This window comes from Nitrospirae bacterium CG2_30_53_67 (assembly GCA_001873285.1).
Classification (GTDB): Bacteria; CG2-30-53-67; CG2-30-53-67; order CG2-30-53-67; family CG2-30-53-67; genus CG2-30-53-67.
Window position 1 is genome coordinate 1 of sequence record MNYV01000112.1, and the last position, 17,479, is coordinate 17,479.

At 51.1% G+C, this 17,479-nt stretch carries 17 protein-coding genes and 1 tRNA gene; 3 read left to right on the forward strand and 15 right to left on the reverse strand.

Annotation, left to right across the window (positions count from 1 at the left end; translation table 11 throughout):
• Positions 1-377 precede the first annotated feature (377 nt).
• The 15 genes from AUK29_06935 to AUK29_07005 all read right to left on the reverse strand — a co-directional run bounded on the left by AUK29_06935 (position 378) and on the right by AUK29_07005 (position 15,324).
• On the reverse strand, positions 378-2,324 hold the full coding sequence (locus AUK29_06935) for a threonine--tRNA ligase (GenBank protein OIP63232.1): 1,947 nt from the start codon (positions 2,322-2,324) through the stop codon (positions 378-380).
• 116 nt (positions 2,325-2,440) lie between these two features.
• Positions 2,441-2,517: transfer RNA gene (locus AUK29_06940), tRNA-Val, on the reverse strand.
• 167 nt (positions 2,518-2,684) lie between these two features.
• Entirely contained in the window at positions 2,685-2,954 is a 270-nt protein-coding gene (locus AUK29_06945) for a DNA-binding protein HU (GenBank protein OIP63218.1), read from the reverse strand.
• Between the two features lie 136 nt (positions 2,955-3,090).
• A complete protein-coding gene (locus AUK29_06950) occupies positions 3,091-4,542 on the reverse strand; it encodes a two-component system response regulator (GenBank protein ID OIP63219.1) in 1,452 nt (483 codons plus the stop codon).
• Between the two features lie 51 nt (positions 4,543-4,593).
• Entirely contained in the window at positions 4,594-5,733 is a 1,140-nt protein-coding gene (locus AUK29_06955) for a hypothetical protein (protein OIP63220.1), read from the reverse strand.
• Positions 5,730-6,722 (reverse strand): tRNA dihydrouridine synthase DusB, encoded by a 993-nt coding sequence (locus AUK29_06960; protein ID OIP63221.1) that lies wholly within the window; start codon positions 6,720-6,722, stop codon positions 5,730-5,732. The genes AUK29_06955 and AUK29_06960 overlap by 4 nt, the downstream gene beginning before the upstream one ends.
• Positions 6,723-6,755: 33 nt before the next feature.
• Entirely contained in the window at positions 6,756-7,808 is a 1,053-nt protein-coding gene (locus tag AUK29_06965; GenBank protein ID OIP63222.1) for a tRNA (adenosine(37)-N6)-threonylcarbamoyltransferase complex transferase subunit TsaD, read from the reverse strand.
• 13 nt (positions 7,809-7,821) lie between these two features.
• A complete protein-coding gene (locus AUK29_06970; protein ID OIP63223.1) occupies positions 7,822-9,048 on the reverse strand; it encodes a hypothetical protein in 1,227 nt (408 codons plus the stop codon).
• 7 nt (positions 9,049-9,055) lie between these two features.
• Positions 9,056-10,651 carry a murein biosynthesis integral membrane protein MurJ gene (locus AUK29_06975; GenBank protein ID OIP63224.1) on the reverse strand — a complete coding sequence of 532 codons (1,596 nt, stop codon included), beginning with the start codon at positions 10,649-10,651 and terminating at the stop codon, positions 9,056-9,058.
• A gap of 187 nt (positions 10,652-10,838) precedes the next feature.
• Entirely contained in the window at positions 10,839-11,120 is a 282-nt protein-coding gene (locus tag AUK29_06980) for a hypothetical protein (protein OIP63225.1), read from the reverse strand.
• Between the two features lie 28 nt (positions 11,121-11,148).
• On the reverse strand, positions 11,149-11,484 hold the full coding sequence (locus AUK29_06985; protein ID OIP63226.1) for a thioredoxin: 336 nt from the start codon (positions 11,482-11,484) through the stop codon (positions 11,149-11,151).
• Between the two features lie 185 nt (positions 11,485-11,669).
• Positions 11,670-11,948, reverse strand: coding sequence for an integration host factor subunit beta (locus AUK29_06990; protein ID OIP63233.1), 279 nt, complete (start codon positions 11,946-11,948; stop codon positions 11,670-11,672).
• A gap of 296 nt (positions 11,949-12,244) precedes the next feature.
• Positions 12,245-12,796, reverse strand: coding sequence for a hypothetical protein (locus tag AUK29_06995; protein OIP63227.1), 552 nt, complete (start codon positions 12,794-12,796; stop codon positions 12,245-12,247).
• Positions 12,797-12,806: 10 nt separating this feature from the next.
• Positions 12,807-13,268, reverse strand: a complete 462-nt coding sequence (locus AUK29_07000; GenBank protein ID OIP63234.1) for a phosphatidylethanolamine-binding protein — start codon at positions 13,266-13,268, stop codon at positions 12,807-12,809.
• A 148-nt stretch (positions 13,269-13,416) separates the two neighbouring features.
• Positions 13,417-15,324 (reverse strand): hypothetical protein, encoded by a 1,908-nt coding sequence (locus tag AUK29_07005; GenBank protein OIP63228.1) that lies wholly within the window; start codon positions 15,322-15,324, stop codon positions 13,417-13,419.
• A 217-nt stretch (positions 15,325-15,541) separates the two neighbouring features.
• Between AUK29_07005 and AUK29_07010 the strand changes: the two genes are divergently transcribed.
• The 3 genes from AUK29_07010 to AUK29_07020 all read left to right on the forward strand — a co-directional run bounded on the left by AUK29_07010 (position 15,542) and on the right by AUK29_07020 (position 17,247).
• Positions 15,542-16,105 (forward strand): hypothetical protein, encoded by a 564-nt coding sequence (locus tag AUK29_07010; protein ID OIP63229.1) that lies wholly within the window; start codon positions 15,542-15,544, stop codon positions 16,103-16,105.
• A gap of 9 nt (positions 16,106-16,114) precedes the next feature.
• On the forward strand, positions 16,115-16,597 hold the full coding sequence (locus AUK29_07015; GenBank protein OIP63230.1) for a hypothetical protein: 483 nt from the start codon (positions 16,115-16,117) through the stop codon (positions 16,595-16,597).
• 245 nt (positions 16,598-16,842) lie between these two features.
• On the forward strand, positions 16,843-17,247 hold the full coding sequence (locus tag AUK29_07020; GenBank protein ID OIP63231.1) for a hypothetical protein: 405 nt from the start codon (positions 16,843-16,845) through the stop codon (positions 17,245-17,247).
• The last annotated feature ends 232 nt before the right edge of the window (positions 17,248-17,479 follow it).

The window sequence follows — 17,479 nt, forward strand, 5'->3', positions numbered from 1 at the left end:
ACGGACCTCCGGCGCCCGGATATCCTGATTCACCCGCTCTTTCTGGTTGTCTCTTTTTTTTATACAATCACCTCCTTCAATAAATTAAGGTTCTTCTCCTCTACGAGCCCTCGGCCATATAGTGGGTAAGAAGGGGTCAAGGATTCCAGGGGTCAAGGGGTCAAGTGAGATACTGAAATGCAATCAAAATCTCCAGAAAAAAACACTGGAACCCTTGACCCTTGATGTTTTCAGCACTTCACTTGACCCCTTGAATCCTTGACCCCTCGGACCCTCAAGTCTTGAAAAGCACTTCACTTGACCCCTTGAACCCTTATGTTTTCACCCGCTCTTTTGGAGATGACCCACCGGCAATATCCCATTCCCGGACAAAAAGATCACACCCGCTCGACGGTCTCTTCCGGTATGCGCTTCTCTTCTATTTCCTTCCGGATGTCTTGAATAGAAGATTCGATGTCCTTTGTCCCCAGATCTCCCCGGTCCCTGGATCGTAGTGAGATCTTCGATGCCTCCATCTCCCGTTCCCCTACAATGATCATGTAGGGGACTTTCTGGACCTGCGCCTCCCGGATTTTGTATCCCATCTTCTCATTTCTCGCGTCCAGATCGGTGCGGATCCCGGCCTTGACGAATTTCTCTTTGACCTCGGCGGCGTAAGGGAGATGTTTGTCCGTGATATTGATCACCACAGCCTGTACCGGCGCCAGCCAGACAGGAAACCTTCCTGCATAATGTTCGATGAGCACGGCCATGAAACGTTCCAGCGATCCCAGAATCACCCGGTGGAGCATGACCGGCCTGTGTTCCGTGCCGTCCTGCCCCGCATAACGGAGTTTGAATCGTTCAGGAAGGGTGAAATCACACTGGATCGTGGCGCATTGCCAGCTCCGTCCGATCGCGTCTTTGATCTTGACATCAATCTTGGGACCGTAGAATGCCCCGTCTCCCTCATTGATCGTGTAGGCAAGCCGGCGCTCTTTCAGCGCATCCATGAGCGCCCGGGTGGCCCGCTCCCAGTCCTCGTCGGATCCGATGGATTTTTCCGGACGGGTGCTGATCTCCAGGGTGTACTCGAATCCGAAAATCTTCATGACGTCCCGCACGAAATCCATGATTCCGATGATCTCGCCGGTCATCTGTTCGGGGAGACAAAAGATATGGGCATCGTCCTGGGTAAACCCTCTGACCCTGAGCAGACCGTGCAGCACACCGGTCTTTTCATGCCGGTGGACCATCCCGAGTTCGAAGAACCGGATCGGGAGGTCACGGTAACTTCGTGTCTTGGACTTGAAAATCATCATGTGGGCCGGGCAGTTCATGGGTTTGATCCCATATTCTTTCCCCTCGATCTCAGTGAAATACATGTTTTCCTTGTAGTAGTCATAGTGGCCTGAGATCCGCCATACATCGCTCTTTAAGATCTGAGGCCCGATGACCGGCAAATAACCTCTCTTCAGGTGTTCGGACTTCTCAAAATCCTCCAGGATCCACCGGAGCATGGCCCCTTTCGGATGGTACAGGATCAGGCCGGCCCCGACGGTCTCGTTGATCTCGAAAAGATCGAGTTCCCGGCCAAGCCGCCGGTGGTCTCTCTTTTCGGCCTCCTCGATCATTTTCAAGTGGTTCCGGAGTCTTTCCTCCCGTGCAAAAGAGGTTCCGTAAATCCGCTGGAGCATGGGGTTCCTCTCGTCTCCTCTCCAATACGCTCCGGCCACATTCAAGAGCTTGAAGTGCTTCAGCATGGACGTATTGGGAAGATGAGGCCCGCGGCAGAGGTCCACGAAATCCCCTTGGGCATAGAGCGAGACCGTGGATTCATTCATCAGATTCCGAATCAGCTCCACCTTGTAGGGTTCGCGCCTCTTCTCAAAAAACGAGATGGCTTCACCCGGGGTCATTTCCATCCTGACCACCGGATAGGCCCTTCGTATGATCTCCTGCATCCGTTCCGTGATTTTATCCAAATCCTCCGGGGTGAACGGCTTTGCCGTATCGAAATCATAATAGAACCCGTTCTCTATGGTGGGGCCGATGGCGAGCCGGGTATCCGGAAAGAGCTCTTTCACGGACTGGGCCATGATATGCGACGAGGTATGCCTCAATATCTCCTCACCCTCCGGAGATTCCATAAGAATGGTCTCTATTTCACAGGGCTCTGAGATCCGAACACAAAGATCCGCCGCTTTCCCGTTGCATATCACGGCCGCGGTATTTTTCTTGACGTCAGGATCCAATCGCTCCAGAACCTTTGAGATCTCTGTTCCCGCATCCACTTCCATGCCGTCCATGTTGCCGATACGAACTCTGACTTTCTCTTTTCCCATCGTATGTTCCACAGGATAGAAATAGAAAAAGGGCATCACATCCAAGTACGATCCGTTGTGACGCCCCCCTATCATGATTATTTCACAAATATTCCCCGGATTTGATTCATTCCTTATGGTAGGCGGTACTGGAGTTGAACCAGCGACCTCCACGATGTCAACGTGGCGCTCTAACCAACTGAGCTAACCGCCTTTATGATCTTTTTATCAAGGTAATTTAATTGATTTTACAAGATTTTGTCAAGACAAAAATAATGCGTTCTCACGCACTTTCCACGTGAAATGAGGGTCAAAATGACTCCCGAGCCCTTTGAATCGGTCTGATCCGACCATTAAAAGGTCTGCTTTCGGGCTGCAGCCTCAGATGGATTCACGCAGTTCCTTGCCCGGCGAGAACTTAGCGACTTTTCTTGCTTTAATCTTGATCATCTCACCGGTCCTCGGATTTCTCCCGTCACGCGCCTTTCTCTTGGCCACTGAAAAGGTGCCGAATCCCATGAGCGTCACCTTTTCACCCTTTTTAAGGGCCTTGGATATATTCGTGATCAGGGAATCCAGACTCTTCCCGGCTGAGGTCTTGCTGACATTCGCGTCGGCGGCCATCGCTTCAATCAATTCTGCTTTAGTCATTTGTTCTCCTCCCCCTTGAAATTTAAAAAATATATTTTTAAGATGAACATCACTTGCAAGGCGGTAAAAAATGCAGTATAATATAACAACCCGCCATGAACTTGTCAAGGGAAAACAGATTGCCATGCAGGGATGGTCATCCTCTGCCGCTCTTATGGTCTCTGATATGAATATCATATGCCTTGATCTTCTTGCGCAATGTGTTCCGGTTGATCCCGAGTATCCGTGAGGCCTTGATCTGGTTTCCCCCGACCTCTTTCAATACCATCTCAAGCATCGGCGTCTCAATGCGCTCCATCACCTGTTTGAGTATTCCTTCTGCATCGGCCTGAATCATCCGATGGACAAACTCATGAAGGTTGTTCTGGATACAAAGATCGAAGCTCTTCCTCAGATCCTGCTCCGCGCCGGATGGATCCGGGATAAGAGATGGGAATGAATCCGGGGTCAGATTCTTGCCGCTGGTCATCACCAAAGCCCGTTTCACCATGTTTTCAAGTTCCCGGACGTTGCCGGGCCAGTCGTAATCAATCAGGCCATTCAAGGTATCCTCGGCGTATCCGGTCACCTGAGACCCCAGTTCCTTTCTCCCTCTCTCCATAAAAAACTTCAGCAGGAGCGGGATATCCTCTTTGTGTTCCCTGAGTGGAGGGATATGGATGGGGACCACGTTCAAACGGAAGAAGAGGTCATCACGGAAAAGCCCTTCCTTGACTCTTTTCTCAAGGTTGCTGTTTGTGGCTGCCAGGATTCTGACGTCCACGGGGATCGGACCGCTCCCTCCGACCCGCTCGATCTCCTTCTCCTGAAGAACACGGAGAAGTTTGGTCTGCAGATTTTTCTCTAAATCGCCGATTTCATCAAGGAAGATGGTCCCTCCGTGCGCCTGTTCAAACTTACCTGTTTTCTGCGCAACCGCTCCGGTAAAAGCCCCTTTCTCATGGCCGAAAAGTTCAGACTCGAGAAGATTTCCAGGGATGGCCGCAAGATTCACGGGGATGAACGGCTTTCCGAAACGGCGGCTGTTATAATGAAGCGCCCTGGCAATCACTTCCTTGCCTGTGCCGCTTTCTCCGGTCAGCAGGACCGTGACATCCCGTTCGGCAATCCGTCCGATGGTCTTGAAGATCTCCTGCATCTTCGCGCTCTCCCCTACCACGGTTACGGACTCGAATTTTTCACGAATCTCTTCTTTCAGGACCTGCAATTCATCATTCAACTCAAGGACCCGCCATGCCTTTGAAACGATGATGTTTAATGCCTCCATATCGAAGGGCTTGGTCAGGTAATCAAAGGCGCCCTGCTTCATGGCCTCAATGGCGTTCTGCATGGTCGCCTGGGCCGTCATGACGATGGCGAGTGATTTCGCATCCCTCCGGCGGATCTCCTTGAGGCATTCCAGTCCGCTCATGCCGGGCATCAGGATGTCCAGGATCACGAGGGGGAATTTCTCCTTGTCCAGCCGCTTCATCCCCTCCTCTGCATTCGATGAAACGTCGGCCTGGTATCCTTCCTTTTCCAGGGCCTTTTTGATCACCCAGCGCATGCTTTCATCATCGTCGATCACCAGAATCTTTTTTTCAATCATAAGCGCCTTTCTTTACCGCGTTCAGAGCAGATCCTGAAAGATCGGACCCGGTCACCCGTCCTTCATCGGGATGACGACCGGCAGACAGACATGGAAACACGTCCCCTTGCCCGGAGCGCTCGTGACCTCAATCTTGCCTCCATGTTCCTCGATGATCCTATGGCTGATCGAAAGTCCCAGGCCCACGCCTCCGGCCTTGCGGGTATAAAAAGGATCGAATATCTTCTCGATCTCCTCCGGGCCGATCCCGCATCCTCTATCCTCGATATCCACGGAGATCATCCCCTTTTTTTCATGCCCTCCATCCTGCATCCGGTATCCGGGGAGCATCCGTGTGGTGAGAGAAAGGACGCCCTCCCCTCCCATGGCATCGATCCCGTTTTTAAACAAGTTCAGAAAGACCTGGCTTAAGGGGTCAGGGTCCGCCTTGATAAGGGGGAGACTCGGATCAAAGCGCCGGACAATACCGACCTTTCCGGATGGGGATTCCATCTGAACCAGGGATGCGACCCGTTCCAGGACCTGATGGAGATTCGTGGGACGAAGCCTTAACTCAGTCGGTCTTGAAAAATCGAGCAGTCCCTGTACGATCTTATTCAATCGATCCGCCTCCCGGATGATCACATCCGTGTACTCCTGCAGGAGATGTCCTTCACCCATCTCTTTGCAAAGGAGCTGAGCGGCCCCCCGGATTCCGCCCAGAGGATTCTTGATCTCATGCGCCATGCCGGCGGCGAGGATGCCGAGAGAGGCCAGGCGTTCACCCTTTCGAAGGCGTTCTTCCAGTGACTTGACCTGTGAGAGGTCCCTGAAGACAATCACCACGCCGATCGACGCGCCCTTGTAATCGATCAGCGGAGACGTGGCCAATCCGATATCACGGCGATCGCCGAAATATCCGTGTATGGAAAAATTGGAGTCTGAATAACTCCTCCCCGTCAGGATGGTTTTCCTGGCCAGGGTATGGATTCCGGATTCCTCTTCGAAGATTTCCGAGAGCCTCTTTCCTTGAACGGATCCGGTCTGGATTCCCGTCATCTGCTCCGCGGTTGCGCTGAATGTCGTGATACAAAAATCCTGGTCCACCACAACGATCCCGTCGATCAGACTGGAGAGGATATTGTCATAATACTCCTGAACCTGCCGTGCCGGACGGCTGAACCCGTCCGGTCTTTTCTCCTTTTTATTCATGGAGCGGCCCGATCAGCCCATATCCTATTCTTCACGGAATCAAAATATTCTTTAACCAGCCTGCGGAATTCCTCATCATGTTCCACGCGATGGATCCGGTTCCGAAATTCGGCCGACCCGGGAAGTCCTCTTGAATACCAGCCCGCAAACTTTCTCATGTAGGGAACGCCTTTTCCCCCTTTGAGTTCCACTTCCATTTTGAGATGCATGAGCAGGGTCTGTTTAATGGTTTCCGGATCAGGACGCGGGTCCGCCTTTCCGTATAGAAGGAGTGAACGCAGGCTGCTGAAGATCCATGGATTTCCCATGGCCGCACGCCCGATCATGATTCCGTCGCAATGGGTCTCCCTGAACATCCTCTCACCATCCTCCGGGACCTTGATATCCCCGTTGCCTATCACCGGAATTTTCAAGGACGCCTTGACCTTCCGGATGATCTCCCAATCGGAACGGCCGCAGAACGCCTGGGATTTTGTCCTGGGGTGGAGGGTCAATGCCGCGGCGCCCGCATCCTCTGCGGCAAGGGCAAGATCCACGGCACACAGGCTCTCCTGGTCCCAGCCTGAACGAGTCTTGACGGTCACCGGCAGATGGGTGGCATGAACCACGGCATGGATCACCTTCCATGCCTGACGGATGTCCCGCAGCAGGGCTGACCCGGCGCCTGAACGGATCACCTTCCTTACGGGACAGCCGATATTAATATCGATCAGATCAAAACCTTTCTCTGAAAGTATCGAAGCGGCGCGGGCCATCTCATCCGGATCCGCCCCGAAGATCTGCGCCGCAACCGGCCTTTCCTCATCATCGGTCATGATATGCCGTGCATTCAGGCCGGGATTCCGGGTCAGGGACGCGGATGAAATCATCTCGGTAAAAACCAGATCTGCGCCGTTTCGTCTTGCTAAAAGACGAAAGGCAAGGTCACTCACCCCTGCTATCGGCGCCGCCGCCAACCCTAACCCCAGATCAAGATCTTTAATTTTCATTTTCGATAGTGTACGTTGAAAATGCGCTCCCTGTCAACTCCTCGTATCCTCTGAGTCTGAAACATGCCCGAGGGAGAGGCCGGCTGATGCATTCAAGTCCAGACCGTCCTTATGGCCCATTTTGAAGGACTGGGCGGCAGCCGAGGCAATCATCGCCGCATTATCCGTGCAGAGAATCGGAGAGGGGACAAAAAACCCGGCGCCCCTCTTTTCCAACTCCTGTTTCAACCGTTCTCTTAGACGGCGGTTGGATGCCACACCACCGGAGAGGACCATGCGCTCAAATCCATACGTCTCAAGGGCCGTCATCGCCTTGTCAACCAGGACCTGAACCGCCGCCTCCTGAAAAGAGGCTGCGATGTCCGATAGGCGCTCCTGCAGCCCGGCGGCTTCCTCCCCTTCGGGGCCCCACCCGTTTTTTAAGAGAAAGTTTAAAACCGCGGTCTTAAGACCGCTGAAGCTGAAATCCAAGGACCCGGGAGAGAGCATGGATCTTGGAAATTCCACAAAATGGGGATTCCCTTTCTCGGCCAGGGCATCGAGGACCGGCCCGCCGGGGTAACCCAGTCCCATGATTTTAGCTGTCTTGTCGAATGCCTCGCCTACGGCATCATCCCTTGTTTTTCCCAAGAGGGTATAATCGCCGAATTCCCTGACATGGATCAGTTCGGTATGACCGCCGGAAACCACCAGGCTGAGAAAAGGATAGGGGACCTCGGCCTCGAGAGAGACGGCATGGATGTGACCCTGGATGTGGTTCACGCCGACCAAGGGGATCCCGCAGGCAAAGGCCATGGCCTTTGCAAAAGAGAGCCCCACCAACAGGGCGCCCACCAGACCGGGCCCGTAGGTTACCCCGATCAGGTCGATTTGATTCAGCTTGGCGCCGGACTCTTCAAGAGCAAGGTCCACCACCTGCGAGATCTGTTCCACATGATGTCTGGACGCGATTTCCGGGACCACGCCGCCATATTTTCCGTGTATCTCCGTCTGTGAGGCGATGATGTTGGACCGGATCTTCCTTCCATCCTCGACCACGGCTGCCGAGGTCTCATCGCAGGATGTCTCTATACCGAGGCAAAGCATCTGATGAACCCTTTCAGGAAACACCGATCAGTTCGGAGACCGGCACGATTTCGACTCCCTGAGAACGGAACTTTTCCATGGAATCCTTCAGCGCCTTGATGGTGCTCTCCTTGGGATGACAAATGGCAATGGCATAACCCCTGCGTTTAGCCAGCCGGATCAACTGGTCGATCTGTTGGATGACCGATTCTTCATGATCAAGATTATCGAGGAAGATGTCCCGCCTGCCGGACTTGACGCCGAGACGCAGAGATTCATCATAGGCCGTGGAATTCTTTACGGTCAGACTGTCTATAAAGAAGAGGTTCCTTTTTTTGAGTTCTTCAAGCACCACGGACATGCGTCCACGATCCTGGGTGAATCGGGATCCCATATGGTTATTCACCCCGGAAAGATAGGGGACCTCTTGGATCAGTTCACCCACACGTCTCCTGATTTCTTCGGGGTCCATGCTGACCGTAAGCGATCGGTCTCCGGGATTCTTCCGGGGATAATTCAAAGGCTCCATGGGAATATGAAGCATGATCTCTCTTTTTTTTTCATGGATCAAGCCGGCGGCATCCAAGGAATGTTGCAGCCCCGGGATGATCGAGAAGGTGATCGGCTGGTCCAGGGATAACAGCATCTTGACCGGCACAAGGCTGAGGCCGATATCATCAACGATAATGGCCACCCTGAAAGGCGCCGGAGAGGGAGAGGGTTGGAAGACAGCCTCTCCCTGAGGAATCAGGACTACCTGGCGGATCACCCGTTCCCGCATCCTAAGACTCAGGGTTGTGCGTTCCTCCCCGCCGGATATCTCCTTCCGGATCAGCATGGTGGCCCCCGGCAGGCTTCCGGCCGCAAGATCCAATGCTCTTTCCAGCTCGGATATTTTATCTTTTACAGTGATCCGGACTTCGTAACGTTTGAAAATAAATGTCCCGCCGCCCAGGCCTTCCGGATGCTGCCGGATCATGATGAACTGGGAATCCATCCCCGCTTTTTCAAAAACAGACCGGCAATGCTCGTCAAAAAGACGGCCGGCCTTGTCCAGTTCGGAAGCAGCCCTCCCGGGCTCCTCCTTTTCGGGCACGGGGTGGATCCATTGCTGGAGTCTTTCACGATAAATTTCAAGATAAAGAAGAACCGATATGGCTGAGACCAGAAGCCCCAGAAAAACCCACCAGGATATCCAGAATCGTCCACGATTTTTTTGAGATCTTCCGGCCGTTCTTTTTGAAGTTCTCTTTCTTTTCATCACAGGTTTATGAGACCTTACTCTTTCCTTCCGCAGGAATCTTGAATATCCATTTCCGCATGACTTCGAACTCTTCCACCTTCAAGGCCGTACACAGGATGACATAGGATGCGACACCCATGAGGATTCCCCTTCCCAGGTAAAATATTTTTTTCAGGGCATGGCCGGATGATAACCACAGGTTTCCCTCCACGCCATGGTAGGCGCCGTAATAGGCAAATATCCCCATCACCAGCGAGGCCGAGAAGATTTTTATAACGGAACGGAAAATCATCCTCCCTTGAAGAGGTCCGATCCGCCTCCTTAAGATCCAGATCAGCACCGATACATTGAGCATGGAAGAAAGGGAATTGGCCAGGGCAAGTCCTGAATGCTGAAGATACCTCATCAAAAACAGACTCAGGAGAAGGTTGACCAGGAGCGAAAGGGCCGCTACTTTCATGGGAGTCCAGGTATCCTGCACGGCGTAGAAGGTCTGTGCGACCATGCGGACCTCGGCAAACGCCCAAAGCCCTAATGAATAAAACATCAAGGCGGATGCCGTCCCCTGAGTGGCAGCCGCCCCGAAACTCCCCCTTTGAAAGAGGGTATTCACGATCGGCGTCTTCAGGACCAGAAGCCCGATCATGGAGGGGATCATCAGAAAGAGGACCATCCTCATGGCTTTTGAAAGGGTTTCCACCATCTCCGGGATATTTTTATTGGAGGCATGAACGGAGAGAGCGGGAAGCATGGCCGTGGCCGCAGAAAACCCGAATACGGCGAGTGGAAACTGTACAAGCCGGTCTGCAAAAAAAAGATAGGTGATGCTTCCCGCGGGAAGAAAGGAAGCCAGCAGATTCCCTATGAAGAGATTAATCTGCAGGACGCTTTGGCCGATGACGCCGGGGACCATTAAGCTGAAAATCTTCCGCATCCCCTGATGGGCAAGATCGAGCCGGTACCTGAACCTGAACCCCTTTCTGATCAGGAAGGGGACCTGTACCGATATCTGCAGGAGTCCTCCCATCAGGACCCCGATGGCGAGACTCGTGATCGGGACCGGGAGATGCGGGCTCAGAAAGAGCGCGGATAAGATAATCATGAGGTTGAAAAAAGATGGGGCGATGGCCGGTGATCCGAAGTGGTTCAACGAGTTCAGGATCCCCATGGATGCAGCGGAAAGCCCCACAAAAACCGCCACCGGAAAGATGATCCTGGTCAGGAGAACCGTAAGGTTGAACTGCATGGGGTCCTTGGTAAATCCGGGCGTAATGGCCTTGACCAGGCCTGGTGTGAAGATCATACCGAGGATCACAAACAATGATAGGATGGTGAAGATCACCGTGATCACGACATTCGCCAGATCCCATGCATGCTCCCGTCCTTTCCGGTTCAGGGTCTCCGTAAAGACAGGGACGAAGGACGCATTCAGAGTCCCTTCTCCGAAGATCCTGATCAAATAATTCGGAATCCGGAAGGCTGCGATATAGGCATCCGTCATCATGCCTGCGCCGAAAAGGCCGCTCATGACCATATCCCGGACGTACCCCATGATCCGGCTCATGAGCGTAGAGGCGCCGATGATCCCGGCCGCTCTGGCAATTCCCTTATGTCTTCTCATGTTGACTCTTCTATTCGAGCTGGATCAGGAAAACGATTGCATGAAACAAATATTTAAAAAGATATGCGGACAAGACATACGTCTTCTCTGCTGAAAATAAGAAAAGTTACTATAACATATTGGTCAGGGGTGGACAATAGAATTTGGAATGAAGGCCTGATGAAGGGGAAAGCGCTTGGGGCGGCCTTTATGGATTCAGGCCGTCGCTCCCGCCCTCAAGGTATTTGAGGATGTTCATCACACTTTTGTTATTCAGGAAATAACAAATCTGTGAACCCTTTCTTTCGGAATTAAGAATACCCTTGTTCTTCATCAGGATGAGATGCTGAGAAACATTGGCTTGCGGAAGAGACAAACTCTCCCATATATTTTTAACACACTTGTTCTCGTTTTTTAAGTGCATCAGAATCCTTAACCTGGTTGGATGCCCCATGATCTTGAGCAGCTCCGCTGCATTCTCGTAGTCCATTGGATATCTCCTCACTTGGGAAGGAAACCTAAAGCGCCGACTTTATAATCTTGAGCAGATTTTCTTTGGGTTGGGCGCCGATCATCTGTTCCACCATCTCACCATCCTTAAAAAGAATCAACGTCGGGATAGACATCACCCCATATTGCGCGGCAATGGTTCGGTTCTGATCGACATTGAGTTTTCCAATCTTCAGTTTTTCATTATACTCCTCGGCGATCTCCTCCAGCATGGGAGCAATCATCCGGCATGGCGCACACCATTCGGCCCAGAAATCAACCAAGATAGGCACTTGGGAGGATTTGATCTCCTCCTTAAAATTTTGATCATTTAAAACGACGATTTTATCTGATCCCACAATCATCCTCCCTGAAAAACAAAATTCAACTGTATGAAAATTGATCAATTATTAACATGATTATTTTAGGGAGTCAAGAAAAAAGAATTCAATATAGAATATTATAATACCATAAATTAAAAAACCCGATCCATGACCGGGTCTCTTTGGAGGCTTGTTTAAAATTTGCAAATCTTTTTAATGATTTGGAATCAACTGTCTACACGAACCTTGAGTTCTTTCCCTGCCTTGAAAAAAGGGACTCTCTTGGAAGGGACTTGGACCAGATCGCCGGTCTTGGGGTTGCGGCCATCCCTGGATCGTCTTTCGCGAATCTTGAAACTTCCGAAACCCCTCAGTTCCACTTTGTCGCCGCGTGCCAGGGCGTCTTTTATACTGTCAAATATCGTGTTCACAATGACTTCAGTCTGCTTCTTCGTTAAACCATTTATGTTCTCAACGACAGTCTCCACCAGTTCTGCCTTTGTCATTTCTCCCTCCAGCATTTTTTCTCGAAGCGGTTTTATCGCCTTACTGAAAATCAAGTCTTGAAGGATGGAACAGATATTCACTTATTTAATAATAACTTAGCATGGAGCCCTTTCTTCTGTCAAGAATAAAATAATATGTTTTCCCAAATAAATAGGAAGGTTGTAAGTGCCGGCAGTCCCTTTCTTCCTTGCGCCGTCATTTAGGAAAGCCTATTTCATGCTTGTTTTCGGGTAATTTTCAAAGGCGCCGGGAACAGCGATTGAACAGGGTTTGCCGCCGGTACACAGAAAGGCCCTTAGGGTTGACGATTCGTATTTATTTTAGAAAGGATCTGCTCGAAGACCCCGGTTATTTGGGGATCCGTCCAGTCCCGAGGCCCAATGACTTTGTAGAGAAGGGTTCCATCCGGACCGATGAGGAACGTCTCAGGGACACCGGTGGTTCTGTATAGGGCCGCCGCCTCTTGTCTCTGATCCATAAACATGGGAAAGGTATAACCTCCGAATTTCCGGAAGCCCTCCACCTGGCTCGGATCATCATCAACGCTCGCCGCCAGGATTTGAAACGGCCGGCCCTGCATGGACCGGTAAAGATCCTCTATGGAAGGCATCTCTTCCCTGCACGGAGGACACCATGTGGCCCAAAAATTCAGGAAAATGAGTTTGCCCCGAAAATCCGATAGACGCACTGCGTTTCCTTTAAGATCCTTGATCATGAAATCCGGAGCGGATTTGCCCGGTTCTATGCTCACCATATCGCTTCCGGGATGTTTCTGCAGCATGAAAATCAGCAACAGGCCGAGCAGAAACAGAATGGGAATAAGTATCTTCTTGCGTAAAGATGACATGAAAAAAATCCTATTTGCGTTTGTAGCGGCCCATGAGTTGGGCTTCAGCAAGCTGATGGCCTTTCATGGCCTCAAGAAGTTCCTTCTTTGCAGCGTTAGGAGAAAGGGAGAGGACGGTATCCAGCGCATAAAGCTTGAAGTAGTACCGGTGCGTGCCTCCGGGCGGGCAGGGCCCGCCGTACCCGACCTTCCGGAAATCCGTCATTCCCTGAATCGTGCCATCCGGCAGTTTTTCATCCATCGGGAAGCCCTCTTCAAGACCCCGCTTGTCCGGCGGGATATTATAGACAACCCAGTGCACCCAGGTTCCCATGGGAGCGTCCGGGTCATCGCAGATCAACGCAAACGACCGGGTTCCTTTGGGCGGGTCCGACCAGGTCAGCCCAGGTGAGACATCCTCCCCGTCGCATGTGAATCCGGATGGGATCATCCCTTCTTGCCGGAACGCCGGACTTTTGATTTCAAATCCCATAGCATCCCCTCCTACATCCATGGTCAAGATAAAGAGCAGCATTCCTATGCAGGACGTACGCCCTCTCATATATCCTCCCCTTGGAATACTACCGCATTTTTATGGATGGTATTATACTTTGTGAAGAAAGAAAATGCAAGTTCGGGACCTATTGGATACCGATCATCTCTTGTAAGATCTGTTTGATACTCTTTTTCTTGCGCAGGTGGATCAGGCGGATTTCCCTCATCGCCTCAATATATTTCGGGTCTCTCTCCAGCGCCCGGGAGAACATCTGCTCTGACCGGTCGGTATCGTCCCTGACCTTGTACACGCATCCCAGATAGAAAAACGGCCGGGCATCACGGGATGAGAGGTTCATGGCATAGTTAAAGGCGCTCTCCGCCAGATCCAACCGGTCCGGCTGTTCATCCGCGCCTTCCATGAATATCAGCCCCAGTTGGATATGATATTCGGTCTCTTTGGGATGGACCTGGATGGCTGAAATCAAGGCATTCTGAGCCCCTTCAAGGTCGCCCTGCCGGGAAAGGGCCATCCCCTTCTCGAAGAAATGCTCTGCCCGGGATATACTTTCATCTTTCGGCGGCTCTCTGAGACACGGATCCGAAGGGGCGGCTTTCAAGGTCTCCTTTTCTGTTTTTGATATATTCTGAAGGAGTTCCTGATAAACTTGGTTGATCCTCTGGAAGATTACCTTGATATAGTCGTTATATTTATCATCCAGCTTGTGAAAATAACGGTCCGGATGGTAGGTCTTGGCCATTTTCATGAAGCCCTGTTTGATCAGTTTCTTATCTTTTGTCTTTGAAATTTCAAGGATCTCGTAGGGGTTCTGTGACTGCACCTGGATATATTTCCTCAGGATGGACGATCTTTGGTCCTCATCCATCAAGGGCTCGGCGCCATGACCGGCCATGAGATCCACATCGTCTTCTGTCATCTCTTCTGCGCCTTTTTTATGGATGATCCGGCATAAAAAAAGCGCATAGAGGAACTTCCTGACCATAACCGATGGGAGCTGCGCCTGATGGACGATCTCCTCCACCGAACGGCTTCCATCCACCAGAGAGAGGATCTTTTCTTCCTTTTCATTCAGTTGGATATTCTGAAAACGGAAACGGGGGTCGGAAGAGAGGACGAATACGGTATGAATCTCAGGGAAATGGCGTTCCAGCATCTCCGCCGTATAGGTCTTTTGCACTCCTCGGATGATGACCTGTGCAGGAGCCGCTTTCAGTGTGATATACTCATCATGATCCGTGGACGGGACAAAATCGTAATACCCGGAATTCCAGGTGAAGACGCTGTGAAGGATGTTGGTTAACTGCCTTTGCAAATACGTCTCCAGCGTGGCGGCATCTATCCTGCCCGATTCGAGCAGGAGCAAACCGAGACGTTTTCCCGTCTCTTTCATGGTCTGAGAGATTTCACTGTATTGCATAGGCGAGATTTTGTGATCGGATAGAAGGAGTTCTCCGAGGCGCTCCTCTTTCTGGTTGGAGACGGCAAAGGAGATATAACCATCCTTGAAATAGATTGATTTCCGTATATTCCCTTTTTCCAGGTAGAGAATTCCGGTTCTGTTCTCACCGTATAGCGTGTGCAGGAGACGTAGAATGGTCCCGTCTTTTAATTTTTTGAAGTGAAGCCGGGCCGTGTTGAGTCCTTCACCTGCATCGGCCCGATTCCCCGTCAGATCCTCGATGCGGGTAAAAAGATTCTGGACATTTAGAGGTTTTTCAAAATAACCGTCAGCGAGATATTCCTTGGAGGACTGCATTCGGTACTTGTGCCCTTTGTAGACGCCGGAGATGAGGAGGATCGGGGTTTCTTTGCCTTCCGGCATTTCCTTAATCTTCCTGCACAGGTCAAAACCGTGAAGTTTAGGAAGGAGCCCGTCCAGAAGAAGGATGTCCGGCCTTTCCCGGGTAAAGAGCTGAAAACCCTCCTCCCCGTCCCGTGCGGAAACCACCTCATAGCCGAGGGTCACGGCATATTCACTGAGGGCTTGAACACTCCCCTGATCATCATCAATAATTCCGATCTTGACTGTCATTTCGTCTCTTGCACCCCTCATTCGGATGAACATCCCCGGGCCATCGCGGTGATAGACGTTTGGAACGTTAAGAACAGAAGATCATGACCGGATGCGCTTCCTTGTAACTTTATGATACTTCAGCAATAATATTCCTGTCAATCCATGTTTTTCACCTCCTGATTCCCTGTTGAAAAAGCGCTTTATTACCGGACCGAAACATGATAGAGTAAAAAATATGTTACGCGAATGGAAACCGATCCGAAGCGAATGCATCCAGCACTTCCGTATCTTTGATCTCATGCGGGAGACCTATATCTCCCCCAGAACCGGGGACCAGTACCCTTTTTATATCCTCCAGACCATGGACTGGGTCAACATCATCCCCCTGACCTCCGACCATCACGTGGTGATGATCCGTCAATTTCGGGCCGGGATTCGTTCTTTTACCCTTGAGATTCCCGGAGGGCTGGTGGATTCTTCAGACGGCTCCCCGCTCAAAGCGGCGAGGCGTGAGATGTGTGAGGAGACCGGGTATGACAGCGATGAGATCTTCTCCCTGGGGATGGCTCATCCCAACCCGGCCTTCATGAACAACCGGTGCTATACGTTCTTTGCCAGGAACGTCTGCCGGATCGGTGAACAAAAACTGGACATTGGAGAGGATATTGATGTCTGCCTGATCCCATTGGAAAAGATTTCCGAACTCATTCAGAATGGGGAGATCACACACAGCTTAGTCTTAAACGCCTTTCAATGGTTTATGAATTCCGAATGCAGGAAAAAGGTCCCCGGTGAATAAAAAGTTCTTTTGATCGTTATTATAGGCATAAGGATAAAGGATAGACAAAAGGGAACAAAAAAGATCTATTTGAAAAAAATAAAAGGAAAGGAGACCTTTATGAAAAAATGGATGATTCCCGCTATGCTGATCAGCTTTCTCAGTCTTTCAGTCCTATCACCGGCAGAAGCAGGCGAAAGAAGCCGTCACCGTTGGCAGGGAATCGCCATCGGAGCCGCCTCCTATATGGTTCTGGACCACCTGTTCAACCGTCCGGCAGGTTACGGATATTCGCAACCGGCCTATGTCTACCCTGCGCCGACCGTGATTTATGAATACCGGCCTGCCCCCCCACCCTGCTACCCGCCTGAAACCCGACATTATAGAAAACAATACTATTCGGAACGCCAGATGGAGAGCGGTTACTGGGAATCCGTCTGGATTCCTGGACATTATGACCGTTCCGGCAGGTACATTGATGGTCACTATGAAAGATATTATGTAGAGGATTGACGGCGCCTCTATATTCAGGAAACTGAATCGCAGGGCAGGATCTTCTCCTTGAGAAGACGAATTCTCTCTTGAGTCATCTCGGACTTGAGCGTCCATGGATCAATGGAAGGGTCGTCTTTTTTCTTGATCAGGAGCCATTCGTTTCCCTTTTTTCACTCATAAAAAAATTAGTTTACAATCATAGGAATTCCATATACAATAACTATGGACTTAATCAACAACCTGATCAATAGGAGGATAACTCTATGAAATGGTTCATGATTTTTTTTTCATGTATGATGATCTCATTTGGGCTTTCCGCTTCATTGTTTGCAGACGACAATCAGAATGCCGTCACCTTGATTAACAGCAACGATTACCCGCCCAACAACCTGGTGCTTGCCGTTGATAAACTGGGCCGCGGGGTCCTCAATACCGCCTTCGGTGTGGTGGAGATTCCAAAGCAGTCCATCAAAAGGTCCATTGACACCGACAGTTCCTATGGTTACGTTTCCGGTTTCTTTATAGGAATCGGATATTTCGTCCTCAGGGAACTCTCCGGTGTTTATGAGATCGTGACGTTCCCCTTCCCGGTTCCTGCCGGCTATGCGCCTGTGATTGACCCCATCCTGGGATACAAGCCGAAAATCATACCCAAAATTTCCGACTAAGTGGCCCTATTCGTAAATACGGTCGCATTCGAGTGCCGTAGGGCGGCCTCATCTGCGTTCCGCTCCTTGCGGCGTACCACAGTGGGTACACCTCAGTCGCGCGCCTTGATGAGACCACCCTACGACCCTCTCGGTACGTTACCATATTTACGAACAGGACCACTAAGTATGGAAGGTCTCACTCAAGTTCACCCCGTTAGAGGCCTTAAGGCCTCTAACGGGGTGAACCGTT